This window comes from Actinosynnema sp. NPDC020468 (assembly GCF_040642015.1).
Taxonomy (GTDB): Bacteria; Actinomycetota; Actinomycetes; order Mycobacteriales; family Pseudonocardiaceae; genus Actinosynnema.
Map to the genome: position 1 here is coordinate 17,556 of NZ_JBFAEO010000033.1, position 20,787 is coordinate 38,342.

The following is a 20,787-nucleotide window of genomic DNA, read 5'->3' on the forward strand; positions in this document are numbered from 1 at the left end:
TCTAGTCGTCCTTCAACGTCCAAAGCGGACCGTCGGGGGTGTCCTCGACGGCGATCCCGGCCAGGAGCAGGTGGTCGCGCAAGGCGTCAGCCCGCGCGAAGTCCCGGTCCCTGCGGGCTTTCTGGCGTTCCTCGAGCAACTGCTCGACCAACGCCGCCAGCGCCTTGCGGCCACTGTCGTCCCGGGCCGAATCGGTCCACGACAACGGGTCGAGGCCCAGCACCCCGGTCATCGCGCGCACCGACGAGGCCGCCGCGCGCGCGGTCAGGTCGTCGCCCGCCTCCAGCGCGGTGTTGCCCTCGCGGACCCGCTTGTGGATCGCGGCGAGCGCGCCCGGCGTGCCCATGTCGTCGTCCATCGACGCCACGAACGCCGGGGTGTACGAGCCGTCGTCGGAGACCGAGCCGGTCCGCTCGACCACCCGGCGCAGGAACGACTCCACCCGCCGGTAGCCGGAGACCGAGTCCTCCAGCGCCGTCTCGGAGTACTCGATCGTGGACCGGTAGTGCGGCCCCACGAGGTAGTAGCGCAGCTCGGCCGCGCGCACCCGCTTGAGCATCTCCGGGATCGACACCACGTTGCCCAGCGACTTGGACATCTTCTCGCCGCTCATGGTGACCCAGGCGTTGTGCATCCAGTACTCGGCGAAGTGGTCGCCCGCCGCGCGCGACTGCGCCTGCTCGTTCTCGTGGTGCGGGAAGATCAGGTCGATGCCGCCGCCGTGGATGTCGAACCGCGGCCCGAGGTACGCGGTCGCCATCGCCGAGCACTCCAGGTGCCAGCCCGGCCGGCCGGGGCCCCACGGCGTCGGCCACGACGGCTCGCCCGGCTTCGCCGCCTTCCACAGCGTGAAGTCGCGCGGGTCGCGCTTGCCGGTGGCCGCCGACTCGCCCTGGTGCACCTCGTCCAGCTTCTGGCCGGACAGCGCGCCGTACGCCGGGAACGACCGCACCGCGAAGTACACGTCGCCGTCCGCGGCGTACGCGTGGCCCTTGTCGATCAACCGCGCCATCAGGTCGACCATCTGGGTCGTGTGACCGGTCGCGCGCGGCTCGTAGGACGGCGGCAGGCAGCCGAGCGCGGTGTAGGCGTCGGCGAACGCGCGCTCGTGCGTCAGCGCCCACTCCCACCACGGCCGGCCCGCCTGCGCCGCCTTCGCGAGGATCTTGTCGTCGATGTCGGTGACGTTGCGCACCAACCGGACGTCCGCGCCGTCGCGCGCCAGCCAGCGCCGCAGCACGTCGAAGTTCAGCCCGCTGCGCACGTGGCCGATGTGCGGCACGCCCTGCACGGTCGCCCCACACACGTAGATCGACGCCGTTCCGCTGACCTGCGGGAGGAACTCCCGCGTTGACCGGGTCGCGGTGTCGAAGAGGTGGAGGCTCACACGCAGATGGTACGGGCGTTGGCCACAGAGGGTTGAATCGCCTTATCAGATGTGCTTGCGCAGCACTTCCAGCAGGGCGTCGGGGCGTTCGCCGGTCGGGTCCGGCGGCACGATCTCGACCCGGCAGCCGACCGCCGCCGCGCCGCCGTCGGCCTCCTCGCTGTCCCCGACCATCAGAGCCTCGGAGGGGTGCACGCCGAGCCGCTCGCAGGCGATCCGGAAGATCTTCGGGTCGGGCTTGACCACGCCCTCCTCGTAGGAGAGCACGTACTCGTCGACCAGGTGGCGCACGCCGTGCCGGTCGAAGACGCGCCGGATGTCCCACCCGATGTTGCTCACCACGGCGGTCGGGATCGCGGTGCCGAGCGCGGCCGCGGTGTCCGGGTAGGGCTGCCAGAACGGCGGGCTGATCAGGTTGTCGTAGAAGCCGTGCGGGTCGGCCGCGCCGGCGTTCGCCAGGGCGGTCACGTGCAGCGAGCGGTGCAGGTCGGCGTCGAGGTCGCGGCGTTCCCACTCCTCGGGCGACACGTCGAGGCCCTCGACCACGCCCACGGGCGCGGTGAGCGCCCGCATCAGTTCGGCGTGCTCGTGCAGCGAGTCGTGCTCCAGGCGGAAGAGGGTGCCGGAGAAGTCGAAGAGGACGGCGCGGATCGTCACCCCACGAACCTACGTGGTCTGGACCTTTCCGTCGACCAGCCGATGGTGACCGCCACGTTCCGCAAATGTGCGCTTACCGGGTCGCCCCGGTGCCGTTGGATGGCAGGGGTGTCGACGGCGGATTTCTTCGTGTCCTACACCGGCGAGGACCAGTCCTGGGCCGACTGGGTGGCGTGGCGGCTGGAGGCGGACGGCCACACCGTGCTCATCCAGGCCTGGGACATGCTCCCCGGCCGCAACTGGGTGCACCGGATGGCCACCGGGGTGCGGGAGGCGGAGCGCGTCGTCGTGCTGCTGTCCGAGGCCTACCTGGCGTCGGTGTGGGGCTCGCCGGACTGGCGGGCGGCGTGGCGCGACGACCCCCTGGGCGAGCGGCGCAAGCTGGTCGTGCTGCGGGTGGAGGACTGCCCGACGCCCGGCGCGCTCGGCTCGGCGCCCGGCGAGGACCTGTTCGGCGTCGGCGAGGGCGTGATCCGCCGCCGGCTGCACGACGTGGTGCGCGGCGCCCTGGCGTCCCGACCCGAGCGCGACGCGGCCCCGACCTTCCCCGGCGGCGCGCCGTCGTTCCCCGGCGCGCTGCCGGAGATCTGGGACGTGCCGCCGCGCAACCCGCTGTTCGTCGGCCGGGAGGCGGAGCTGGCGCTGCTGGACCGCGCGTTCCGCCGGGTCGCCCGACCGCAGGTGCTTGTCGGTCCGACCGGCGTCGGCAAGTCCGAACTGGTGGTCGAGTACGCGCACCGGCACTCGTCCGCGTTCGACGTGGTCTGGTGGGTGCCCTCGGCCGAGCCCGCGCTGGTGCCGGACCACCTGGCCCGGTTGCGCCGCAGGCTCGGCGGGCGGCGCCACGACGGGTGGCGGTCGCTGATCGTCTTCGACGGCGCCACCAGCCCGCTCGCGCTGCACGACCACCTGCTCGACCACGACCGGGTGGTGATCACCACCCGGTCGACGGAGTTCGGCTCGCTCGGGCGCGTCGTGCCCGTCGGCCCGTTCGACGTCGACACCTCGATCGCCCTGCTGCGCCGCCGGTTGCCGTCGCTCGACGGCGCGACCGCCGCCCGGTTCGCCGAGCAGTGCGGCGGCCTGCCCGCCGTCATCGCCACCGCGACCCAGCTCGCCGAGCAGTACGGGTCGGCGGACCCGGCCGCGCGGCTGGCCCGCCTCGAGCGCGCCCACCCGGCCGCGTTCCTGCTGGTGTGCCTGCTCGCCCGGCTCGCGCCGGACCCGGTGCCGATGGACCTGTTCACCCGGCACGCCGAACTGCTGCCCGCGCCGCTGGCCGACGTCGCGGCGAGGCCCGAGCAGTTCGTGGACGTCGTGGGCGTGCTCGTGGAGCACTCGCTGGTCACCCGCACCGCCGACCGCGTCACGCTGCTCGACACCGGGCTCCGGGAGGCCCTGCGGGCCCGGGAGGACCACGCGGCCGTCGTGCCGGCGCTGCTCGCCGCGGACGTGCCCGCCCGGATCACCGGCGAACCCGCGCACCGGCCGCGCTGGCAGCTGCTGCTGCCGCACGTGCTGGCCGCGTGCGGCAAGGGCACCGGCGTCAGCCCGGTGTGCGGGTGGCTGCTCGACCGCGCGGCGACGTTCCTCCAGACCCAGGGCCAGCTCACGGCCGCGCTCGAGCTGTTCGAGCGGGCGCTCGCGATCGTGGAGGTCGTCTACGGGCCCGAGCACCCCGACCACGCCACCTGCGCCACGAACCTGGCCCGCGCGCTGCGCGAGTCCGGCCGGCCCGAACCGGCCGAAGCCCTGCTGCGCCAGGCACTCCTGGTCGCGCCCTGCTGGTTCGCGCACAACGAGCTGGGTCTGGTGCTGTTGGACCTCGGCCGGCCCGCGGAGGCGTTGGCGAGCCTGGAGGCGGCCGGGCCGTGCCGGCGGGACCCGGAGCGGTTCGTCGCGTACCTGAACAACACCGGCGCCGCGCTGGCCGCCGTCGGCGACCTCGCCGAGGCGCGGGCGCGGCTGGGCAAGTCGTTGCGGCTGGCCGAGCAGCACTACGGCGTGGGCGACCCGGAGGTGGCCGTGCGCCTGCACAACCTGGGCCGGGTGCTGCTCGCGCGGGGCAGGCCTGCCGAGGCCGTCGAGCTCCTGCGCGCCGCCGTGGAGATCAACTCGGCGTGCTTCGACCCGACCCACATCAGGGTCGGCGTGTCGCTGGAGGGACTCGGCACGGCGCTCGTCGCGGCCCGCGAGCACGCCGAGGCGGGCCCGCTGCTGGAACGGGCGCTGGAGGTGTTCGAGAACGCCTACGGACCCGGCGACCACCGACTGGTGCCGTGCATGGAGGGCTTGTCGGAGGTGCGCCGGGCGCTCGGCTAGCCGCTCAGGTGGTGTGGCCGGTCACCCTGTCCACCGAAACCCGGAGCACGACCCGCACCGAACCGGGCGCCTCCTCGGGGAAGGGCTTGCCGGTGTACTTGTGCGCCAGCGCGTCCTTCACCGCGCCGCCCTCGTCCTCGGTGATCGTCACGGTGCCGCGCAACTCCGCGTAGGACTCCGGGCCGTCCTGGTCCCAGACCGACACGCTCACCCGCGGGTCGCGCCGGAGGTTGCGCTCCTTCTTGCGGCCCTGGAGCGTCGAGAACAGCAGGTCCTCGCCGTCCCGGGTGATCCACATGACCGCGCTGTGCGGGCTGCCGTCGGCGTTGACCGTGGAGATCGTGGCGAAGTTGCGGCCGTCGACCAGGGCCTTGACCGCCTCGCTGAGAGTAACCGCCATGGTGATCAGGCTACGGGGACCAGCAGGGCCGTCGCCACGGCCGCGATCCCCTCGTTCCGCCCCGTGAGACCGAGCCCGTCGGTCGTCGTGCCGCTGACCGACACCGGCCCGCCGACCGCCGCCGACAGCACCTCCTGCGCCTCGGCCCGCCGCCTGCCGACCTTGGGCGAGGTGCAGATCACCTGCACGGCCGCGTTGCCGACCCGGTAGCCGGCCTCCTCGACCAGCCTGCGCACCTCGGCCAGGAACTCGACGCCGTGCCGGCCCGACCAGCGCGGGTCGCTCGTGCCGAAGATCGCGCCGAGGTCGCCGAGACCGGCCGCCGACAGCAGCGCGTCGCACAGCGCGTGCGCCGCCACGTCGCCGTCCGAGTGGCCCGCGCAGCCGTCCGCGTCGTCCCAGCGCAACCCGGCGAGCCAGCACTCCCGGCCGGCTTCGATCGGGTGCACGTCGGTGCCGACGCCGACCCTGGGCGTGCCGGTGGTCATCGTCCGTCCTCCGGGAACAGTGCCCGCGCGACCGCGAGGTCGAACGGGGTGGTGATCTTCAGGGCGTCCTGGTGGCCGGGCACCGTCAGCACGGGCACGCCCAACCGCTCCACGAGGCCCGCGTCGTCGGTCGCGTGCAACCCGGACTCGTGCGCCCGCAGCAGCACGTCGGCCGCGAAACCCTGTGGTGTCTGCACGATCCGCAGTCGCGCCCGGTCCGGAGTGGACGTCACGACACCCCGGTCGTCCACTTCCTTCACCGTGTCGGTGACCGGCAGCACCGGCACGACCGCGGGGTGTCCCGCCTCGACCGCGTCGACCACCGCGGCGACGACCGCCGACGGGGTGAAGGCGCGCGCGGCGTCGTGCACGAGGACGACGGTGGTGCCGGGGATCTCGCGCAGCGCGTACTCCAGCGCCAGCCGGACCGAGTCCGACCGCTCCGCGCCGCCCGCCACGACGTGAACCGCCCCGCCGGCCGAGGCCGACGGGGCGGTGACGGTGCTCACGACATCGACATCGGCGGGCGGCGCCGCGACGACCACGTGCCGCACGCGGCCGGAGTCGAGCAGACCGCGCACCGCGCGCACCAGCAGCGGGACGCCGTTGACCGGCACGAGAGCCTTGGGCATCCCGTAGCCCAGCCGTTCACCACGGCCCGCCGCGGGCACGAGCGCGACTACACCCATGTCCGTGTGTCAGTTTTTTCGAATCGGATCAGGACGCGGTGGCGAGGACCTCGTCGAGGAGGACCTCGGCCTTGTCCTCGTCGGTGCCCTCGGCGAGCGCCAGTTCGCTAACCAGTATCTGTCGAGCCTTCGCCAGCATCCGCTTCTCACCGGCGGACAGTCCGCGATCCTTCTCGCGCCGCCAGAGGTCGCGCACCACTTCGGCCACCTTGTTCACATCGCCGGAGGCGAGCTTCTCCAGGTTGGCCTTGTACCGCCGGGACCAGTTGGTCGGCTCCTCGGTGTGGGGAGCACGCAAGACCTCGAAGACCTTGTCGAGACCCTCTTGGCCCACCACGTCGCGCACGCCGACGATCTCGGCGTTGTCTGCGGGGACGCGAACCGTGAGGTCACCCTGGGCGACCTTGAGGACGAGGTACTTCTTCTCCTCGCCCTTGATCACGCGGGTCTCGATCGCTTCGATGAGAGCGGCACCGTGGTGCGGGTAGACGACGGTCTCTCCGACCTTGAAAACCATGTGTCCTCTGCCCCTTTCGCTAACCCCATCCTAACACGTCGAGCAATCCCCTCTTCGGCGTCCGGAGATCGGTTCGCGCTGGTCAGGGTCCTGGTGGGGGTTGACAAATCACCTGTTCGCATGCAACGCGCCGAGCCGATCTTGATCCACAGTGGACGGCGCGATCACTTGTGGGGCACCACGTGCCGCCGGGTCGCGGGCACCCGGTTAGGCTCCATCACCGGTGGTCGTGCCCCTTTCCGGGGAACGGCCCGGCCAGCCAGCACACCGGAAGGATCCGAGCAGCCGTGGGTCGCGCAGAGCACAAGACACCAGCGCCTCGCCGACTGGCCGTGGCGGCCGCGGTCGTCGCCGGCTTCGGTCTGGCCGCAGCGGGCTGTAGCGCAGGGCAGATCACCCAGACGGACCGCCAGGTCGCCGCGGTGAACGGCGCGAGCGGTCAGGCGGGGCAGATCGCCGTGCGCGACGCGCAGCTGAAGTTCCCGGTGGGGGACGGGCTGTACCGCTCCGGCGCCGACGCGCCGCTGGTGGTCACGATCGCGAACAACGGCCTGGACGCGGACAAGCTGGTCGAGGTGACCAGCGAGGAATCCGGCAAGGCGGCGCTGGAGGGCGACGTCGAGCTGGAGCCCGGCACCGCCGTCTCCGCCGGTGCGGACCAGGACGACGAGGGCAGCCACCCCACCACGACCACGACGGGCGCGAAGCCGTCGTCGTCGGCGTCCCCGTCGTCCGCCACCACGACCACCGTCGCGCCGACGTCGTCCCCCTCGGACTCCGGCACCCCGTCGACCACGGGTTCGGCCTCGGCCTCGGCCTCGGCTTCGGCGTCGGTGTCCGCGTCCGCCTCGGTGTCGGCCTCCAAGTCGGTCTCGGCCGCGCCGACCGTGCCGGGCAAGCTGAAGATCACCCTGAAGGGCCTCAAGAAGGAGGTCCGGCCGGGTGAGACGGTGAAGGTCACCTTCCTGTTCGAGAAGTCGGGTCCGGTCACCCTGACGCTGCCGATCGGCGCGACGCCGGAGCCCCGCAAGGAAGGCGCCTCCGAGCACTAGCCCCACCCGCTCCACCCCCGAAGCCCACCCGCCGCGCGGGTGGGCTTCGCCACACCTCGGGTGCGCGGGGGGTGTCAGTGGGTGTCAGTAGCCTCCACGCCGTGGTGAAGAGTGCGCGGACCGCTCGGGTGACCTACCGGTGTGCCGAGTGCGGGAACGAGGTCGCCAAGTGGGTCGGGCGGTGCCCCGAGTGCCAGGCGTGGGGCACGGTCGAGGAGCGGGGTGTCGCGCCGCAGCGGTTGGTGGCGGGCGCGCCGAGCTCGCAGGCGCGGCCCATCGGGCAGGTCGACATCGAGTCGGCCCGCGCGCTGCCGACCGGTGTCGGCGAGCTGGACCGGGTGCTCGGCGGCGGGTTGGTGCCGGGCGCGGTCGTGCTGCTGGCCGGCGAGCCCGGTGTCGGCAAGTCCACCCTCCTGCTGGAGGTCGCCCACCAGTGGGCCGCCACGGTCGGCCGGTGCCTGTACGTGACCGGTGAGGAGTCCGCCGGTCAGGTGCGGCTGCGCGCGGACCGCACGGGCAACCTGCACGACGAGATCTACCTGGCCGCCGAGAGCGACATCTCGGCCGTGCTGGGCCAGGTCGACCAGGTCCGGCCGAGCATGATGATCATCGACTCGGTGCAGACGATGTCCAGTCCCGCGGTCGACGGATCGCCCGGCGGGGTGAGCCAGGTGCGCGCGGTGACCAGCGGGTTGATCGCGGTCGCCAAGGAGCGGAACCTGCCGGTCGTCCTGGTGGGCCACGTGACCAAGGACGGCTCGGTGGCCGGGCCGCGGGTGCTGGAGCACCTGGTGGACGTGGTCCTCCAGTTCGAGGGCGACCGGCACTCGTCCCTGAGGTTGTTGCGCGGCATCAAGAACCGGTACGGCGCGGCCGACGAGGTCGGGTGCTTCGAGTTGCGCGACGACGGCATCGTCGGCGTGCCGGACCCGTCCGGCCTGTTCCTCAACCGGCGCGACCAGGACGTCACGGGGTGCGCCATCACGGTCGTGGTGGAGGGCAAGCGCCCGCTGCTGGGCGAGGTGCAGGCGCTCGTGACGCCGACCAGCCTGCCCGCGCCGCGCCGCGCGGTGAGCGGCCTGGACTCGGCCCGGGTCGCGATGATCATGGCCGTGCTGGAGAAGCGCGGCCGCGTGCCGTCGGGCAACAAGGACGTGTTCACCGCGACCGTCGGCGGCATGAGGCTGACCGAACCCGCCGTGGACCTCGCGGTGGCGCTCGCGGTGGCCTCCGCGGCCCTGGACCACCCGCTGCCGCACGACCTGGTCGTGGTGGGGGAGGTGGGGCTGTCCGGCGAACTGCGCCGCGTGACGGGCGTCGGGCGCAGGCTCAGCGAGGCCGCCAGGTTGGGCTACACGCGGGCGCTGGTGCCGCCGGACTCGGGCAAGCTGCCCAAGGAGACCAGGGCGCTGGTGGCCAACGACCTGGGCGAGGCGCTGAAGTTGCTCAAGCTGAAGCAGTGACGGCCGGGTGCGGCGGAGGTGTTCGGGCCGCGTGACGGTGCGGGCGCGCTCGGAGCGGCGGGGGGTTGGCCGCTCGCGTCGACCGCGCCCGGCGGCCGGATTTCGTGGCTGTGCACGGCCAAGGCCCCGCCTCCGGGTGGGAGGCGGGGCCTTGGCCGGGCTACTGCCGGTCCCCGCTGCGGAACAGGGCCGGTCGGCTAGCGGGCGGCCAGCAGCTGCGCGCAGCGGATCAGGCCGAGGTGGCTGTAGGCCTGGGGGTGGTTGCCCAGCGAGCGCTCCGCGATCGGGTCGTACTCCTCCGGCAGCAGGCCCGTCGGGCCGGCCGCGTCGACCATCTGCGCGAAGAGCTCCTCCGCCTCCGTGCGGCGGCCGGTGAGCAGGTAGGACTCGATCATCCACGCCGCGCACAGGTGGAAGCCGCCCTCGTCGCCGGGCAGGCCGTCGTCACGCCGGTAGCGGTACACCGTCGAGCCCGAGCGGAGTTCGGCCTCGATCGCCGTCACGGTGGCCTGGAAGCGGTCGTCCGTCGGGTCGATCAGGCCGGACAGGCCCACGTGCAGGGACGCCGCGTCGAGGTCGTCGCCGTCGTACGCCGTGGTGAACGACTGCGCCTCCTCGCTCCACCCGTGCTTGAGCACGTCGTTCGAGATCGTGTCCCGCAGCACCGGCCACGACGGGTCGACGTCGCGGCCGTAGGTCTCCGCCAGCCGCACCGCGCGGTCCAGCGTCACCCAGCACATGACCTTCGAGTACACGTGGTGGCGCGGCGCGTGCCGCTCCTCCCAGATGCCGTGGTCGGGCTCGTGCCAGCGCCGGGCGACGGCCTCGGCCATGGCCTGCACCATCGCCCAGTCCGGGTCGGTCAGCGCGCCGCGCGCGGCGGCGAGCTGCACCACCAGGTCCACCACCGGGCCGAACACGTCGAGCTGCACCTGCTGGTTCGCCAGGTTGCCGACGCGCACCGGCCGCGAGCCCGCGTACCCCGGCAGCGTGTCGATCACCGCCTCGGCGCCCAGCATGGTGCCCTGCAACGTGTACAGCGGGTGCAGCCGCTCCGGGCCGGGCAGCGTGGCCAGCACGCCGTGCACCCAGCCCAGGAACGCCTCGGCCTCGCCGACCGAGCCCACCGACACCAGTGCCTGCGCGGTCAGCGCCGCGTCGCGCAGCCAGCAGTACCGGTAGTCCCAGTTGCGGATGCCGCCCAGCTCCTCGGGCAGCGAGGTGGTGGCGGCGGCCATGATCGCGCCGGTCTCCTGGTGGACCAGACCCTTGAGGGTCAACGCCGACCGCAGCACCAGCTCCGGCTCGACGGTGGGCAGCTTCAGCGCCGCCGCCCAGTCCGACCAGTACGACCCGGCGCGCGCCCGCCGCTCCGGCTCGCCCACGGTGGACTCGGACAGGTCGTCCGTGCCGCAGCGCAGCTCGAGCAGGATCGGCGCGGACTCGCGCGGCCGCACGACCGCCGTGGCGGTCTCCTGGATGCCGTCCGAGGTGATCTGCCAGTCCACGCCCGGCGAGCGCAGCACCATCGGGTCCGACGTGCCGACGACCCGCAGGCCGTCGCGCTCGCGCAGCAGCCGCACCGGCACCTGGCCGAACTCCGGCCGCGGCGCGAACGTGATCAGCGCGTTGGTGGACCCGGAGATCCGCCGCACCAGGTCGGTGCGGTGCGAGGCCAGGTCGTGGTCGAGGTAGTCCGTGACGAGCAGCCGCGACCAGCGCGTCTCCACCGTCATGGTGCCCGGGATGTAGCGCTGGCCCAGCGGCAGCGAACCGTGCTCGGGCTTGATCGAGAAGTGCCCGGCCGACGGTCCGCCGAGCAGGTCGGCGAACACGGCCGCCGAGTCCGGCTCGGGGTGGCACAGCCAGTTGACCCGGGCATCCGGGGTCAGCAGCGCCACCGAGCGCTCGTTGGCGAGCATGGTCAGCCGCTCGATCGGCACGGCCTGGTCGCCGTGCAGCCAGGCGCGCCGCTCCTCGAGCAGGAACGCCAGCACGGTCGCGACGTCGCCGGTGTCCGACACCCGGTACTCGGCCAGCGACTGGCCGTCGCCGACCTTGATGCCCAGGTCGGGACCGGAGATCCGGGCGAAGGCCCGCTCGTCGGTCACGTCGTCGCCGACGAACACCGCCGCGGTGGCCGACACGCGGTGCCGCAGCACGTCCAGGGCGTGGCCCTTGTCCGACTGCACCACGGCCAGCTCGACCACGGCCTTGCCCTCGGTCACCTGCACGCCCGCCCAGGTGCACGGCCCCTGCCGCACCACCTCCAGGACCCGGTCGCCGACCTCGGCGGCGGCCCGGCGGACGTGCACCGCGATGCTCGCGGGCTTGACCTCGAGCGCCACACCCTCGTGGCCCTCGACGATCTTTTCCAGCTCGGCTTCCAGCCGGCGGTGCAGCGCCCTCGCGTCGTCATCGATGGCGTGCACGAAGCCGACGTCGAATTCGGAGCCGTGCGAGCCGACCAGGTGCACCTCGGAGGGCAGCCTGGACAGTGTCGCCAGGTCCCTCAGGGCGCGCCCGGAGATCACGGCGGCGGTCGTCTCGTGCAGTCCGGCCAGCGAGCGCAGCGCGCCGACGGACTCTGTCGAGGGGCGTGCGTCCTCGGGGTTCGCCACGATCGGAGCCAATGTCCCGTCGTAGTCGCAGGCGACGAGCAGCCGCGGTGTCCGCGCCAGCTGGACGATCGCACGACGAAGTTCGGCGGGGAGGGCTTCGGCGGTCAACGCCCCTCCTCAATGCTCGGTGGGACAGGTCGGTAAACTGGTCTGAACTGATTCAGATCGAGCTTTGCGCGCCCAAGGCATCAAGGAACGAACGAGCCCAGCGGTCGACGTCGTGCGTGAGGACTTGGCGGCGCAGCGCGCGCATCCTACGGCGGCCTTCGGCCGGATCCAGCTTCAGGGCCGCGTCCAGGGCGTTCTTCACACCGTCGAGGTCGTGGGGGTTGACGAGGAACGCGGAGGTCAGTTCGGCCGCCGCGCCGGCGAACTCGGACAGCACGAGGGCGCCGCCGAGGTCGTAGCGGGTGGCGACGTACTCCTTGCACACGAGGTTCATGCCGTCCCGGACCGGGGTCACGACCATCACGTCCGCGGCCGTCATGAACGCGGTCAGCTCGCGCCGGTCGACCGATTGGTGCAGGTAGTGGACGACGGGGTGGCCCACGGTGGAGAACTCGCCGTTGATCCGGCCCACGATCTGCTCGATCTCGGCCCGCATGTGGATGTAGTGCTCGACCCGCTCGCGGCTCGGTGTCGCGAGCTGGATCATGGTGACCTCGCTCGGGTCGACGCGGCCGTCGGCGAGCAGTTCGTGCAGCGCGCGCAGCCGGACGTCGATGCCCTTGGTGTAGTCGAGCCTGTCCACGCCGAGCAGAATCTTCTTCGGGTTCCCGAGGTCTTCACGCAGTTTTCGGGCGTGCTTCTGGACCTCCTTGTCCCGGGCGAGCGCGTCGAGGCCCGCCGAGTCGATGGAGATCGGGAACGCGCCGACCCGGACCGTGCGGTCGCCGACCTGGACCACGCCGGGACGGGTGCGCACGCCGACCGCGCCGCGGCTGGGCTCGAGGCCGACCAGCCGGCGGGCCAGCCAGAGGAAGTTCTGCGCGCCGCCCGGCCGGTGGAAGCCGACCAGGTCCGCGCCGAGCAGGCCGCGGATGATCTCGGTCCGCCACGGCAGCTGCATGAACAGCTCCACCGGCGGGAACGGGATGTGCAGGAAGAAGCCGATCCGCAGGTCCGGGCGCAGCTCGCGGAGCATCGCGGGCACCAGCTGGAGCTGGTAGTCCTGCACCCACACGGTCGCGCCCTGCGCGGCCACCTTCGCCGTCACGTCGGCGAACCGCTGGTTCACCCGGACGTAGGTGTTCCACCAGTGGCGGTGGAACGCGGGCCGTTCGACCACGTCGTGGTAGAGCGGCCAGAGCGTGCCGTTGGAGAAACCCTCGTAGTAGTCCTGCACCTCGGTGGCGCTCAAGGTCACCGGGTGCAGCTGGAGGCCGTCCTCCTCGAACGCGTCGACCTCGGCGTCCGCGATGCCGGGCCACCCCACCCACGCGCCGCTGTGCGACCGGAGGAACGGTTCGAGCGCGCTCACCAGGCCGCCGGGGCTGTGCTTCCAGCGCTGCGTGCCGTCTTCGAGGCGCTCCAGGTCAACCGGCAGGCGGTTGGCCACGACCAGGAAGTCCGCGCCGTTCTCGCCGATGCTGCTCACCGGGTAGCGCCTCCTTTGGGGGATTCGTCTCGCCCACGTCGAAGGTTAGTGGGAACGCGCAGGCGGGATGCCCGGTCGTCGGCCCCGTCACACTGTGTTGACTTGACGAAAGTAGTCGAGGTGGGCGAAGTCACCTGGAAAGCGCGAGCTACCGGCGGCGGGCGCCGAGGCGGGTCAGGCCCGACCGCACGGGTCGTCCGAGGTGTTCACCCAGAACGACTCCCGCCGCCAGGGCGAGCGCGGTGCCGGCCGCCAGCACGAGGGTGGACAGGCCGGCCGCGTCGTCCTCGATCGTGAGCTGGTAGAGCGCCCGGTAGGTGAGCCAGCCGGGCAGCAGCGGCACCACGCCGGCCATCGCCACGACGAGCGGCGGGGTGGTGAGCCGGCGGGACAGGATCGCGCCGCCGAAGCCGATGGCGGTGGCCGCGATCGCGGCGCAGGTGATCGCGTTCGTGCCGGTGAGCGTGAGCAGTCCGTAACCGGCCGTGCCGGTCGCGCCCGCCGCCGCGGCCACCAGGACGGCCTTGGGCGGCGCGTACCCGGCCAGCGCGAAGAACGCGGACGTGGCCGCGCCCGCCGCGAACTGGAGCGGCACCGCGGAGATCAGCGGTGGCAGCGGGTCCGACACCGACGTGCGCACGCCGAACTGCACGCCGACGCGCAGGGTCAGCGCGACGCCCGCGATCAGCCCGGCGGTGAGCAGCGCGGCCTCGACCGTGCGGCCGGCGGCCGTGACGCTGTACCCGGTGATCGCGTCCTGCACGGTGCCGACCAGCGACAACCCGGACAGCAGCACCACGATGCCGACCGCGACCAGGAGCGAGGGCCGCACGCTCGGCAGCAGGTCGGTGGCGTAGATGGCCACCGCCACGGTGGTCGCCAGCGCGCCGCCGACGACCTGCTGGAAGAAGAACGGGAGCCGGCGCCGGTTGAGCAGCCGGCCGACCCGGTCCACCACCGCCGTCACCAGCGCCGCGGTGAGCGCGAGCAGCGCCGTGCCGCCGACGAGCAGCGCCACGCTGCCCGCCATGCCCGCGCGGGCGAGCGTGGCGACCCAGCGCGGGTACGGGTGGCCCGCGTTGACCACCTGGTCCAGCTCGGCGTAGGCCTCGCCCGCGTCGAGGCCGCCCGCGGTGATCCGGCGGACCAGCTCCTCGACGCTCGCCAGCCGCGTGTAGTCGATGCCGCGACCGCGGACCACGCGCATCGAGGTGATCGGCGCGGCCCGGTATCCGCGCCGGTGGGACACGGTGATGGAGGTGTAGGTGACGTCGACCTCGGTGTGCGGGAGTCCGTAGGCCGCCGTCACGTCGAGCATGGTCGCGGTGACGTCCGCGGCGCCCGCTCCGGACGCCAGCTGGGCTTCGCCGACGCGCAGCGCGAGGTCCAGTACGAGGTGGACGGTGGAGTCGTCCGGAAGGGACGGTCCCTCGGCGGGTCGGTACAGGTCAGGACGTGTTCCGGGGTCTCGGTACCGCCACCGCCGCGGGTTCACCGGCGTCATCTCCTCGCTGGTCGGGTGTTCGCCACGCCCGACGGTGCCACAACACGACCTGTGGCGTGCGCCACCCCCTGAAGGGGTACCCACCGAGGGTGATTCGATCTTGCTCGGCGCGACTCTGTTTACGCGCCTGACCTGGCCATATATGGTTTCCGGGCTCCGCTCGGCGGGTAGGGTTGCCTGCCGTACGGATCAATGTGAACCCGGCTTGAGAAGACCGTTCGCCGCAGGTAACACCCCGGGCGGGGATTTACGATGTTCCAGGTCTTCGACGGCCGTGCCGGTGTAGCTCAATTGGCAGAGCACTCGCCTTGTAAGCGAAAGGTTAGGGGTTCAAGTCCCCTCACCGGCTCCACGAGCCCTTGATCGGCCGCCTTCGGCCGGTCAGGGGTGGAGTCGATCGCGGCGCGCCGTTCGACCGGGGTGTTCCGGCGCGGTGCACATGATCATCTACCCCGGCGGCGCGTTCCGCAACTTGCCGCGCTCCCGTCCCGCTACCCTCGCACCCCGTTCGGCGAGTCCGGGTGGTCGCCGACCGCGCCGCAGTCGCCCGTGCTCCCGTCCGGCTACCCTCGCACCCCGTTCGGCGAGTCCGGGTGGTCGCCGACCGCGCCGCAGTCGGCCGTGCTCCCGTCCCGCTACCCTCGCACCCCGTTTGACAGCGGCCTGACGTGAGCGTATCAGTGGTTTCACTAGTCAGATAGTGAAAGGGTTGAGGTTGATCGAGTTCCGGATCGACCGGCGGTCCGGGGTCGCCACGTACCTCCAGCTCGTGCACCAGGTGAAGCAGGCGCTGCGCCTGGGCCTGCTCGGGCCCGGCGACCGGCTGCCCACCGCGCGCGAAGTGGTGGAGCAGACCGCGATCAACCCCAACACCGTGCTGAAGGCGTACCGCGAACTGGAACGCGAGGGGCTGGTGGAGCCACGCCCCGGACTGGGCACGTTCGTGCGCCGGTCGCTCGTCACGCCGGGCGTGGCCGAGGACTCGCCGTTGCGCGGCGACCTGCTGGAGTGGATGGAACGGGCGCGGGGTTACGGCATGGGCCGGGAGGACGTCGAGGCGTTGTTCCGCTCGGTGCTGGACCAGCGTTTCTGACGTACCAAACGGGAGACATGGTGAGCGTTGCCGTGCTGGCGCGCGGGCTCGGCCTGCGCCGTCGACGGGGAGAGGCGTCGCGGGACTGCTCGTTCGAGCTCGCGGCGGGTCGGGTCGCGGCGCTGGTCGGCGCGAACGGCGCGGGCAAGTCCACGCTGCTCAAGGTGCTCGCGGGACTGCTGCGGCCGGCCGCGGGCGTGGTCGAGGTGACCGGCGAGGTGGGTTTCGTCGCGCAGGAGAAGCCGCTCTACCGCTCGTTCACCGTCGCCGAGACGCTGCGGTTCGGGCGGGTCGCCAACCCCGGCTGGGACGCCGACCGCGCCGACCGGCTGGTCGAGGAGGCGGGGCTGCCGCGCGAGGCCCGGGTGACCCGGTTGTCCGGCGGTCAGCGGGCCAGGCTGGCGGTGGTCGTCGCGCTCGCCCGCCGGCCGGACGTGCTGCTGCTGGACGAGCCGCTGTCCGAAATGGACCCCGTCGCCCGGCAGGAGACGTTGCGCGCCATCATGGTCGCGGTCGCCGAGACCGGGATGACCGTGGTGCTCTCGTCGCCGGTGATGGGTGAGCTCGAGGGCGTGTGCGACCACCTGCTGCTGCTCGACGACGGCGCCGTGCGGCTCGCGTGCGACGTCGAGACCCTGTTGGCGGACCACCGGATCGTCGTCGCGCCGCTGGGCGCCGACTTCGGGGCGCACCGGGTGGTCGAAACCCGCGAGGGCGAGCGGCAGGTCACCGCGATGCTGCGGGTGACCCCCGGGCTCGACCTGCCCGCCGGGCTGGTGTCCGAGCCGAGCCTGGACGAAGTCGTCGTCGCCCACCTGCGCCGCGCGGGGGTGGCCGCGTGATCTGGTTCGCCTGGCGGCAGCAGCGCCTGGCCCTGCTCGCCCTCGGCGGGTACGCGCTGGTGGTGGTCGCGGTGATGGTCCACCACCGGTTCACCATGCCCGGCAGGTTCGGCGACGAGGAGCTCCGGGCCTGCTTCGCGAGCCTGGCCTCGTCCTGCGGGATCACCGAGGACGGGTGGAACGCGAGCAGCGCGATCCGGGAGACGGCCGCCGGCCTGCGGTTCGGCGTGCTCGGGTTCGTCGCGCTGGCGGCGGTGTTCGCGGGCGCGCCCTCGCTGTCGCGCGAGTGGGAGCAGCACACGCACCTGCTGGCGCTGAGCCAGTCGGTAAGCCCGCGCCGGTGGTTCGCCGCGAAGGTCGGCGTGGTCGCGGTGCCGGCGGTGGTCCTCGCGGCCCTGCTCGGCGCGACCTACGCGTGGTGGACCTCCGGGCTCGGCGCCCTGATCGGGGCGCAGCAGCGGTTGCAGACCGGCAGGTTCGAGGCCCAGCCGCTGGTGATGGCCTCCTACGCGCTGTTCGCGGTGGTGCTGGGCGTCGTGGTGGGTCTGGTGGTCCGCCGCGTGGTGCCGGCGATGGCGGTGACCCTGGTCGGCTGGCTCGGCGCGCTGTACGCGGTGCGGTGGTACGTGCGACCGCACTACGCGACGCCGGTCGTGGAGCGGCTGGGCAACGGCGTCGCCGACGGCCGGTGGACCCTGCTCACCGGGTTCCTCGACCGGTCCGGCGGGTTCGTGGAGCAGGCGGTCGTGGACGGTCCGCTGCGGGCGTGCGCGCAGGGGGCGGGCAACCGGTTCGAGTCGTGCCTGGCCGAGCAGGGTCTGGTCGGGCGGGCGGTGCTGGCGCACCCGGCCGACCGGTTCTGGCTGTTCCAGGGCGTCGAGGCCGGGCTGTTCGCGGCGCTGGCCGGGGTGCTGCTGCTCGGCGCGTTCCGGTGGCTGCACCACCGTTACCGACAGCCGATCTCCCACCGACCGCCGTCCCGCGGACCACTGTCCCGCCAACCGGTTCCCCGATGACCCGCACCGCGCCCCGTCCGCCGATCGCCGCCCGGGAGGCCCGTTCCCGCCGCCCGCCCGCGCGGTCCGCGCCGATCTCCCCCTGACTTCCTCTCCGACCTCGTCCCCCTGATCCGCCCGCCGACCCGTGCCCCGCTCTGCCCGGGCGCGTGTCGAGCGCGGTTTTCGCAGGTCCCCATTCCACTAAGCAACTAGTGAAATAGGTAAGGCTGATGCTGCTGCTCCCCGCCCTGAAGACGCCGACGCGGCCCGTGCGGTCGGCCGCGGTCGCGGTCGTCGGGTCCCTCGCCCTCTACGTCACGCAGGCCGTCCTCTGGCCCGGCGAACGCTGGTACCTGTACGACCTGGAGATCTACCGGCTCGGCGGACGGGCGCTGCTCGACGGGACTTCGCTCTACACGGCCAGGTTCAACGGCCAGCCGTTCACCAACACCCCGTTCGGCGCGCTGCTCTTCGCGGGCTTCGCGCTCGTGCCGATGGACGTCGCCCGGCTGCTGATGACCGCGCTCACGCTCGCCGCGCTCGGGGTGTCGGCGTGGTGCGCGGCGCGGTTGACCGGGCGGGCGCTGCCGGTGGCGGCGGGCGCGGCGGCGCTGGGGCTGTGGCTCGAACCGGTGCAGGCGAGCCTCACCTACGGCCAGGTCAACGTCGTGCTGATGGCGTTGGTGCTGCTGGACTTCGCGCGTCCCGGCCGCTTCCAGGGCGTCGGGATCGGGCTCGCGGCGGCGGTGAAGCTGACACCCGGGCTCTTCGTCGTCTACCTGCTCGTGACGCGGCGGTTCCGGGCGGCGGCGGTCGCGGCGGGCACGACGGCGGCCACCGTCGCGGTGGGTTTCGCGGTCGCGCCGACCGAGTCCGCGCAGTACTGGGGCGGGGTGTTCCTGAAGTCGTCGCGGATCGGCGGCGACGTGTTCTACCTCGGCAACCAGTCGCTGCACGCGTTCCTCGGCCGGGCGGGCGAGGACGTGCTGTGGCTGCCGGCGGCGGTGCTCGTGGTGGTGGTCGGTACGCGGGTCGCGCTCCGGCTGCACCGGGCCGGCGACGAGTTGGGCGGCGTGCTCGTGTGCGCGCTGACGGCGCTGCTCGTCTCGCCGATCTCCTGGCACCACCACTGGGTCTGGTGCGCGCCGCTGCTGGTGCGGCTGTGGCCGAAGGTCGCGCTCGTGGTCGTGCCGCTGCTCGCGTGGCCGCTGCCCGGCGCGGCGGACTTCCCGCTGCCGCGCGGACTCCTGTGGATCGGCGGCCCGTTCGCGGACCTCTACACGTGGCTCGGCGTGCTCGCGCTCGGCCTGGCCTGGTGGACCTCCGACCCGGCGCGGAGGCGGGGGTGACCCGCGACGGGGCGGGACCACGTGCAGGTGGTCCCGCCCCGCCGCTTCGTGGATCAGCCCTTCTCGACGTTCACCTCGTAGGCGACGCCGCCGATGTCACGACCCTCCGAGTACTGCTGGACGGTCGTCACGTACGCGCCGGGCTCGGTCTGCGCGCCGGGCGTGAAGGTCAGCTCGACCTGGTACTGGTCGTCCGGGTTGATCAGCAGGCCGTGCAGCGCCGACTGCCTCGGGTCGGCGATCTCCACGCTGGTCTCGCCCACCTGCTTCACGCCGTCGGCCTGCGCGCCGCCCTGCCGCCACAGGTCGAACAGCTTCGGCCCGAGGTCGACCACGAGCCGCCCGCCGGTGGCCTGCAACGGCTTCTCGCCGCCGCGGAAGACCAGATCGCCCTTGATCGTGCGACCGGTGCCGTTGCCCAGGGTGAACCAGGACTTCACCGGCTTGGTCGGGACGGTGTGCGTGATGATGTAGTTGCGCCACGCGATGTTGTTGTTGTTGGCCGTGTTCAGGCCGATGTCCGTCGTCTCGGCCACCGACATCGGGTCGGTCGCCGACACCCAGCGCGCCACCAGGCAGAAGTGGCCGGGGCCGGGCACGTTGTTCCACGGGATCTTCGCCACCGTCACGCCGGCGGGCACGGTCAGCGTCTGCTGGCCGATGTAGGTCCACGCCGACTGCCACGGGATCGAGCCGCTCGCGTTGGCGAAGTACAGCTTCACCGAGCCGGTGCCCGGGCCGCTGCCGTACGGGCCGTTGTTGTTCAGCCGCACGTGGATGTAGACGTTCTGGCCGCCGGCCGGGGTGATGCCGTTGACGCCGCAGTCCGCGGTGGTCGGGCAGACCTTGATGTCCGGGCTCGCCCACAGGACCGGGTTGGTGCTCGGCTCGGTGCCGTTGTCGCCCGCCGTGTCCTTGATGAAGACGTCGGTGCGCTTGCAGTTGCGCAGGAACTCCTGGATCGCGGTCGCCACGCCGGTGCCGTTGGCCGCGGCCTGGGTGTACTGGCCGCCGGTCGTGGTGGCGTAGTTCTGCATCACCGGCGTGATCTGCGGGCTGTACGTGGTCGACGTCGGCACGTACACCGCGGAGATCTTGATGCCGTTGGTGACCGCGTTGTTGGCGTAGGTCGCCGCGTTGGCCGCGTCCGCCGCCGTGTAGGTGTCGTCGAAGCCGCCCGGGCGGGCGTCGGTGACCAGCACGACGAACTTCGTCGCGGTGGCGCGCCAGCCGCCGAAGTTGCCGACCTGCGGCCGACTCGCCGCGGGCAGGCTGTTGACCGCGGTGTTGACCGACTCGTCGGACGCCTCGGGCTCGTTGCCGCCGCCGCTCGCGGCCAGCGCGTTGACCGAGGTGGTGACCGGGCCCGCGTTGCCCGGCGCCAGGTTGTTCTTGACGGTGACGTTGTCCTTGAACGTGATCAGGCCGAGCTGGTAGTCACCCCCCGAGTTCACCTGGACGTCGTTGATGATCGTGTTGATGCCCGACTTCAGGTTGGTGATCGCGCCACCCATGCTGCCGGTGTCGTCGATCACGAACGCGACGTCGAGCGGTCCGCATCTGCTCGGCGCGGCCGGGGCAGGGGCTGCCGCGACGGCGGATCCGACCTGGAACGTGGACGCGGCCAGGGCCGCGACGGCGAAGGCGACCAGCGCGCCGCGCCGGCGGGAGGAATGCATCGTGGATGTCTCTTCTCGCTCGCACTGCCGGGCGCAGGGGAGGCCCGGGCGACCGGACGGCGATGTCCGTTCACACCAGGCGGAGCGTTTCGCCGCGGAACCGAATACATGCCGCGAAGAGCAACTTCG

17 protein-coding genes and 1 tRNA gene are annotated in these 20,787 nt (G+C 72.5%); 8 read left to right on the forward strand and 10 right to left on the reverse strand.

Going from position 1 to position 20,787, the window contains the following annotated elements; genetic code table 11:
* Position 1: 1 nt before the first annotated feature.
* A complete protein-coding gene (gene cysS / locus AB0G50_RS23045) occupies positions 2 to 1,387 on the reverse strand; it encodes a cysteine--tRNA ligase (RefSeq protein WP_360111995.1) in 1,386 nt (461 codons plus the stop codon).
* 45 nt (positions 1,388 to 1,432) lie between these two features.
* Positions 1,433 to 2,044 (reverse strand): HAD family hydrolase, encoded by a 612-nt coding sequence (locus AB0G50_RS23050; RefSeq protein WP_360111997.1) that lies wholly within the window; start codon positions 2,042 to 2,044, stop codon positions 1,433 to 1,435.
* A 108-nt stretch (positions 2,045 to 2,152) separates the two neighbouring features.
* Here AB0G50_RS23050 and AB0G50_RS23055 point away from each other — a divergent pair, with 108 nt between their 5' ends.
* Positions 2,153 to 4,366: a toll/interleukin-1 receptor domain-containing protein gene (locus tag AB0G50_RS23055; RefSeq protein ID WP_360111999.1), complete on the forward strand. Its 2,214-nt coding sequence runs from the start codon at positions 2,153 to 2,155 to the stop codon at positions 4,364 to 4,366.
* A gap of 4 nt (positions 4,367 to 4,370) precedes the next feature.
* On the opposite strand, the gene AB0G50_RS23060 is transcribed toward AB0G50_RS23055, so the two are convergent.
* From AB0G50_RS23060 to AB0G50_RS23075, 4 genes are read right to left on the reverse strand one after another with little or no spacing between them, the layout of a single operon-like run.
* Positions 4,371 to 4,766, reverse strand: coding sequence for a PPOX class F420-dependent oxidoreductase (locus AB0G50_RS23060; protein WP_360112000.1), 396 nt, complete (start codon positions 4,764 to 4,766; stop codon positions 4,371 to 4,373).
* A gap of 5 nt (positions 4,767 to 4,771) precedes the next feature.
* Positions 4,772 to 5,254 carry a 2-C-methyl-D-erythritol 2,4-cyclodiphosphate synthase gene (gene ispF / locus AB0G50_RS23065; RefSeq protein WP_360112002.1) on the reverse strand — a complete coding sequence of 161 codons (483 nt, stop codon included), beginning with the start codon at positions 5,252 to 5,254 and terminating at the stop codon, positions 4,772 to 4,774.
* The gene (gene ispD / locus AB0G50_RS23070) at positions 5,251 to 5,943 is read right to left on the reverse strand and encodes a 2-C-methyl-D-erythritol 4-phosphate cytidylyltransferase (protein ID WP_360112004.1); all 693 of its coding nucleotides are present in this window, start codon (positions 5,941 to 5,943) and stop codon (positions 5,251 to 5,253) included. Before ispD ends, ispF begins: the two co-directional genes overlap by 4 nt.
* 28 nt (positions 5,944 to 5,971) lie before the next feature.
* Positions 5,972 to 6,460 carry a CarD family transcriptional regulator gene (locus AB0G50_RS23075; protein WP_012782996.1) on the reverse strand — a complete coding sequence of 163 codons (489 nt, stop codon included), beginning with the start codon at positions 6,458 to 6,460 and terminating at the stop codon, positions 5,972 to 5,974.
* A gap of 422 nt (positions 6,461 to 6,882) precedes the next feature.
* On the opposite strand from AB0G50_RS23075, the gene AB0G50_RS23080 reads away from it, so the two are divergent.
* Both AB0G50_RS23080 and radA read left to right on the forward strand, forming a co-directional pair.
* Positions 6,883 to 7,512 carry a hypothetical protein gene (locus AB0G50_RS23080; protein WP_360112006.1) on the forward strand — a complete coding sequence of 210 codons (630 nt, stop codon included), beginning with the start codon at positions 6,883 to 6,885 and terminating at the stop codon, positions 7,510 to 7,512.
* Between the two features lie 101 nt (positions 7,513 to 7,613).
* Complete coding sequence (gene radA, locus AB0G50_RS23085; RefSeq protein ID WP_360112008.1) at positions 7,614 to 8,975, forward strand: DNA repair protein RadA; 1,362 nt, start codon at positions 7,614 to 7,616, stop codon at positions 8,973 to 8,975.
* A 197-nt stretch (positions 8,976 to 9,172) separates the two neighbouring features.
* Here the strand turns inward: radA and otsB are convergent, their stop codons facing one another.
* The 3 genes from otsB to AB0G50_RS23100 form a co-directional block, all read right to left on the reverse strand.
* Positions 9,173 to 11,704, reverse strand: coding sequence for a trehalose-phosphatase (gene otsB / locus AB0G50_RS23090; RefSeq protein ID WP_360112010.1), 2,532 nt, complete (start codon positions 11,702 to 11,704; stop codon positions 9,173 to 9,175).
* A gap of 52 nt (positions 11,705 to 11,756) precedes the next feature.
* Positions 11,757 to 13,193 carry a trehalose-6-phosphate synthase gene (locus AB0G50_RS23095; RefSeq protein WP_360112012.1) on the reverse strand — a complete coding sequence of 479 codons (1,437 nt, stop codon included), beginning with the start codon at positions 13,191 to 13,193 and terminating at the stop codon, positions 11,757 to 11,759.
* 148 nt (positions 13,194 to 13,341) lie between these two features.
* Positions 13,342 to 14,697 (reverse strand): threonine/serine exporter family protein, encoded by a 1,356-nt coding sequence (locus tag AB0G50_RS23100; protein WP_360112014.1) that lies wholly within the window; start codon positions 14,695 to 14,697, stop codon positions 13,342 to 13,344.
* Positions 14,698 to 14,973: 276 nt separating this feature from the next.
* Between AB0G50_RS23100 and AB0G50_RS23105 the strand changes: the two genes are divergently transcribed.
* The 5 genes from AB0G50_RS23105 to AB0G50_RS23125 all read left to right on the forward strand — a co-directional run bounded on the left by AB0G50_RS23105 (position 14,974) and on the right by AB0G50_RS23125 (position 18,979).
* Positions 14,974 to 15,049, forward strand: a tRNA-Thr gene (locus AB0G50_RS23105).
* 363 nt (positions 15,050 to 15,412) lie between these two features.
* Complete coding sequence (locus AB0G50_RS23110; protein WP_360112115.1) at positions 15,413 to 15,790, forward strand: GntR family transcriptional regulator; 378 nt, start codon at positions 15,413 to 15,415, stop codon at positions 15,788 to 15,790.
* Positions 15,791 to 15,807: 17 nt separating this feature from the next.
* A complete protein-coding gene (locus tag AB0G50_RS23115) occupies positions 15,808 to 16,632 on the forward strand; it encodes an ABC transporter ATP-binding protein (protein WP_360112016.1) in 825 nt (274 codons plus the stop codon).
* Positions 16,629 to 17,648: a hypothetical protein gene (locus AB0G50_RS23120; protein ID WP_360112018.1), complete on the forward strand. Its 1,020-nt coding sequence runs from the start codon at positions 16,629 to 16,631 to the stop codon at positions 17,646 to 17,648. The genes AB0G50_RS23115 and AB0G50_RS23120 overlap by 4 nt, the downstream gene beginning before the upstream one ends.
* Positions 17,649 to 17,860: 212 nt before the next feature.
* Positions 17,861 to 18,979, forward strand: a complete 1,119-nt coding sequence (locus AB0G50_RS23125) for a glycosyltransferase 87 family protein (RefSeq protein WP_360112020.1) — start codon at positions 17,861 to 17,863, stop codon at positions 18,977 to 18,979.
* A gap of 53 nt (positions 18,980 to 19,032) precedes the next feature.
* On the opposite strand, the gene AB0G50_RS23130 is transcribed toward AB0G50_RS23125, so the two are convergent.
* Positions 19,033 to 20,658, reverse strand: coding sequence for a vWA domain-containing protein (locus AB0G50_RS23130; RefSeq protein ID WP_360112022.1), 1,626 nt, complete (start codon positions 20,656 to 20,658; stop codon positions 19,033 to 19,035).
* Positions 20,659 to 20,787 lie beyond the last annotated feature (129 nt).

Excerpts from the sequence above, each read along its gene's own strand:
- AB0G50_RS23125 (WP_360112020.1), top strand. The coding sequence starts at position 17,861 with ATGCTGCTGCTCCCCGCCCTGAAGACGCCGACGCGGCCCGTGCGGTCG.
- ispD (WP_360112004.1), bottom strand. The coding sequence starts at position 5,943 with ATGGGTGTAGTCGCGCTCGTGCCCGCGGCGGGCCGTGGTGAACGGCTG.
- AB0G50_RS23100 (WP_360112014.1), bottom strand. The coding sequence starts at position 14,697 with ATGACGCCGGTGAACCCGCGGCGGTGGCGGTACCGAGACCCCGGAACA.
- ispF (WP_360112002.1), bottom strand. The coding sequence starts at position 5,254 with ATGACCACCGGCACGCCCAGGGTCGGCGTCGGCACCGACGTGCACCCG.
- AB0G50_RS23130 (WP_360112022.1), bottom strand. The coding sequence starts at position 20,658 with ATGCATTCCTCCCGCCGGCGCGGCGCGCTGGTCGCCTTCGCCGTCGCG.
- AB0G50_RS23075 (WP_012782996.1), bottom strand. The coding sequence starts at position 6,460 with ATGGTTTTCAAGGTCGGAGAGACCGTCGTCTACCCGCACCACGGTGCC.
- AB0G50_RS23060 (WP_360112000.1), bottom strand. The coding sequence starts at position 4,766 with ATGGCGGTTACTCTCAGCGAGGCGGTCAAGGCCCTGGTCGACGGCCGC.
- AB0G50_RS23115 (WP_360112016.1), top strand. The coding sequence starts at position 15,808 with ATGGTGAGCGTTGCCGTGCTGGCGCGCGGGCTCGGCCTGCGCCGTCGA.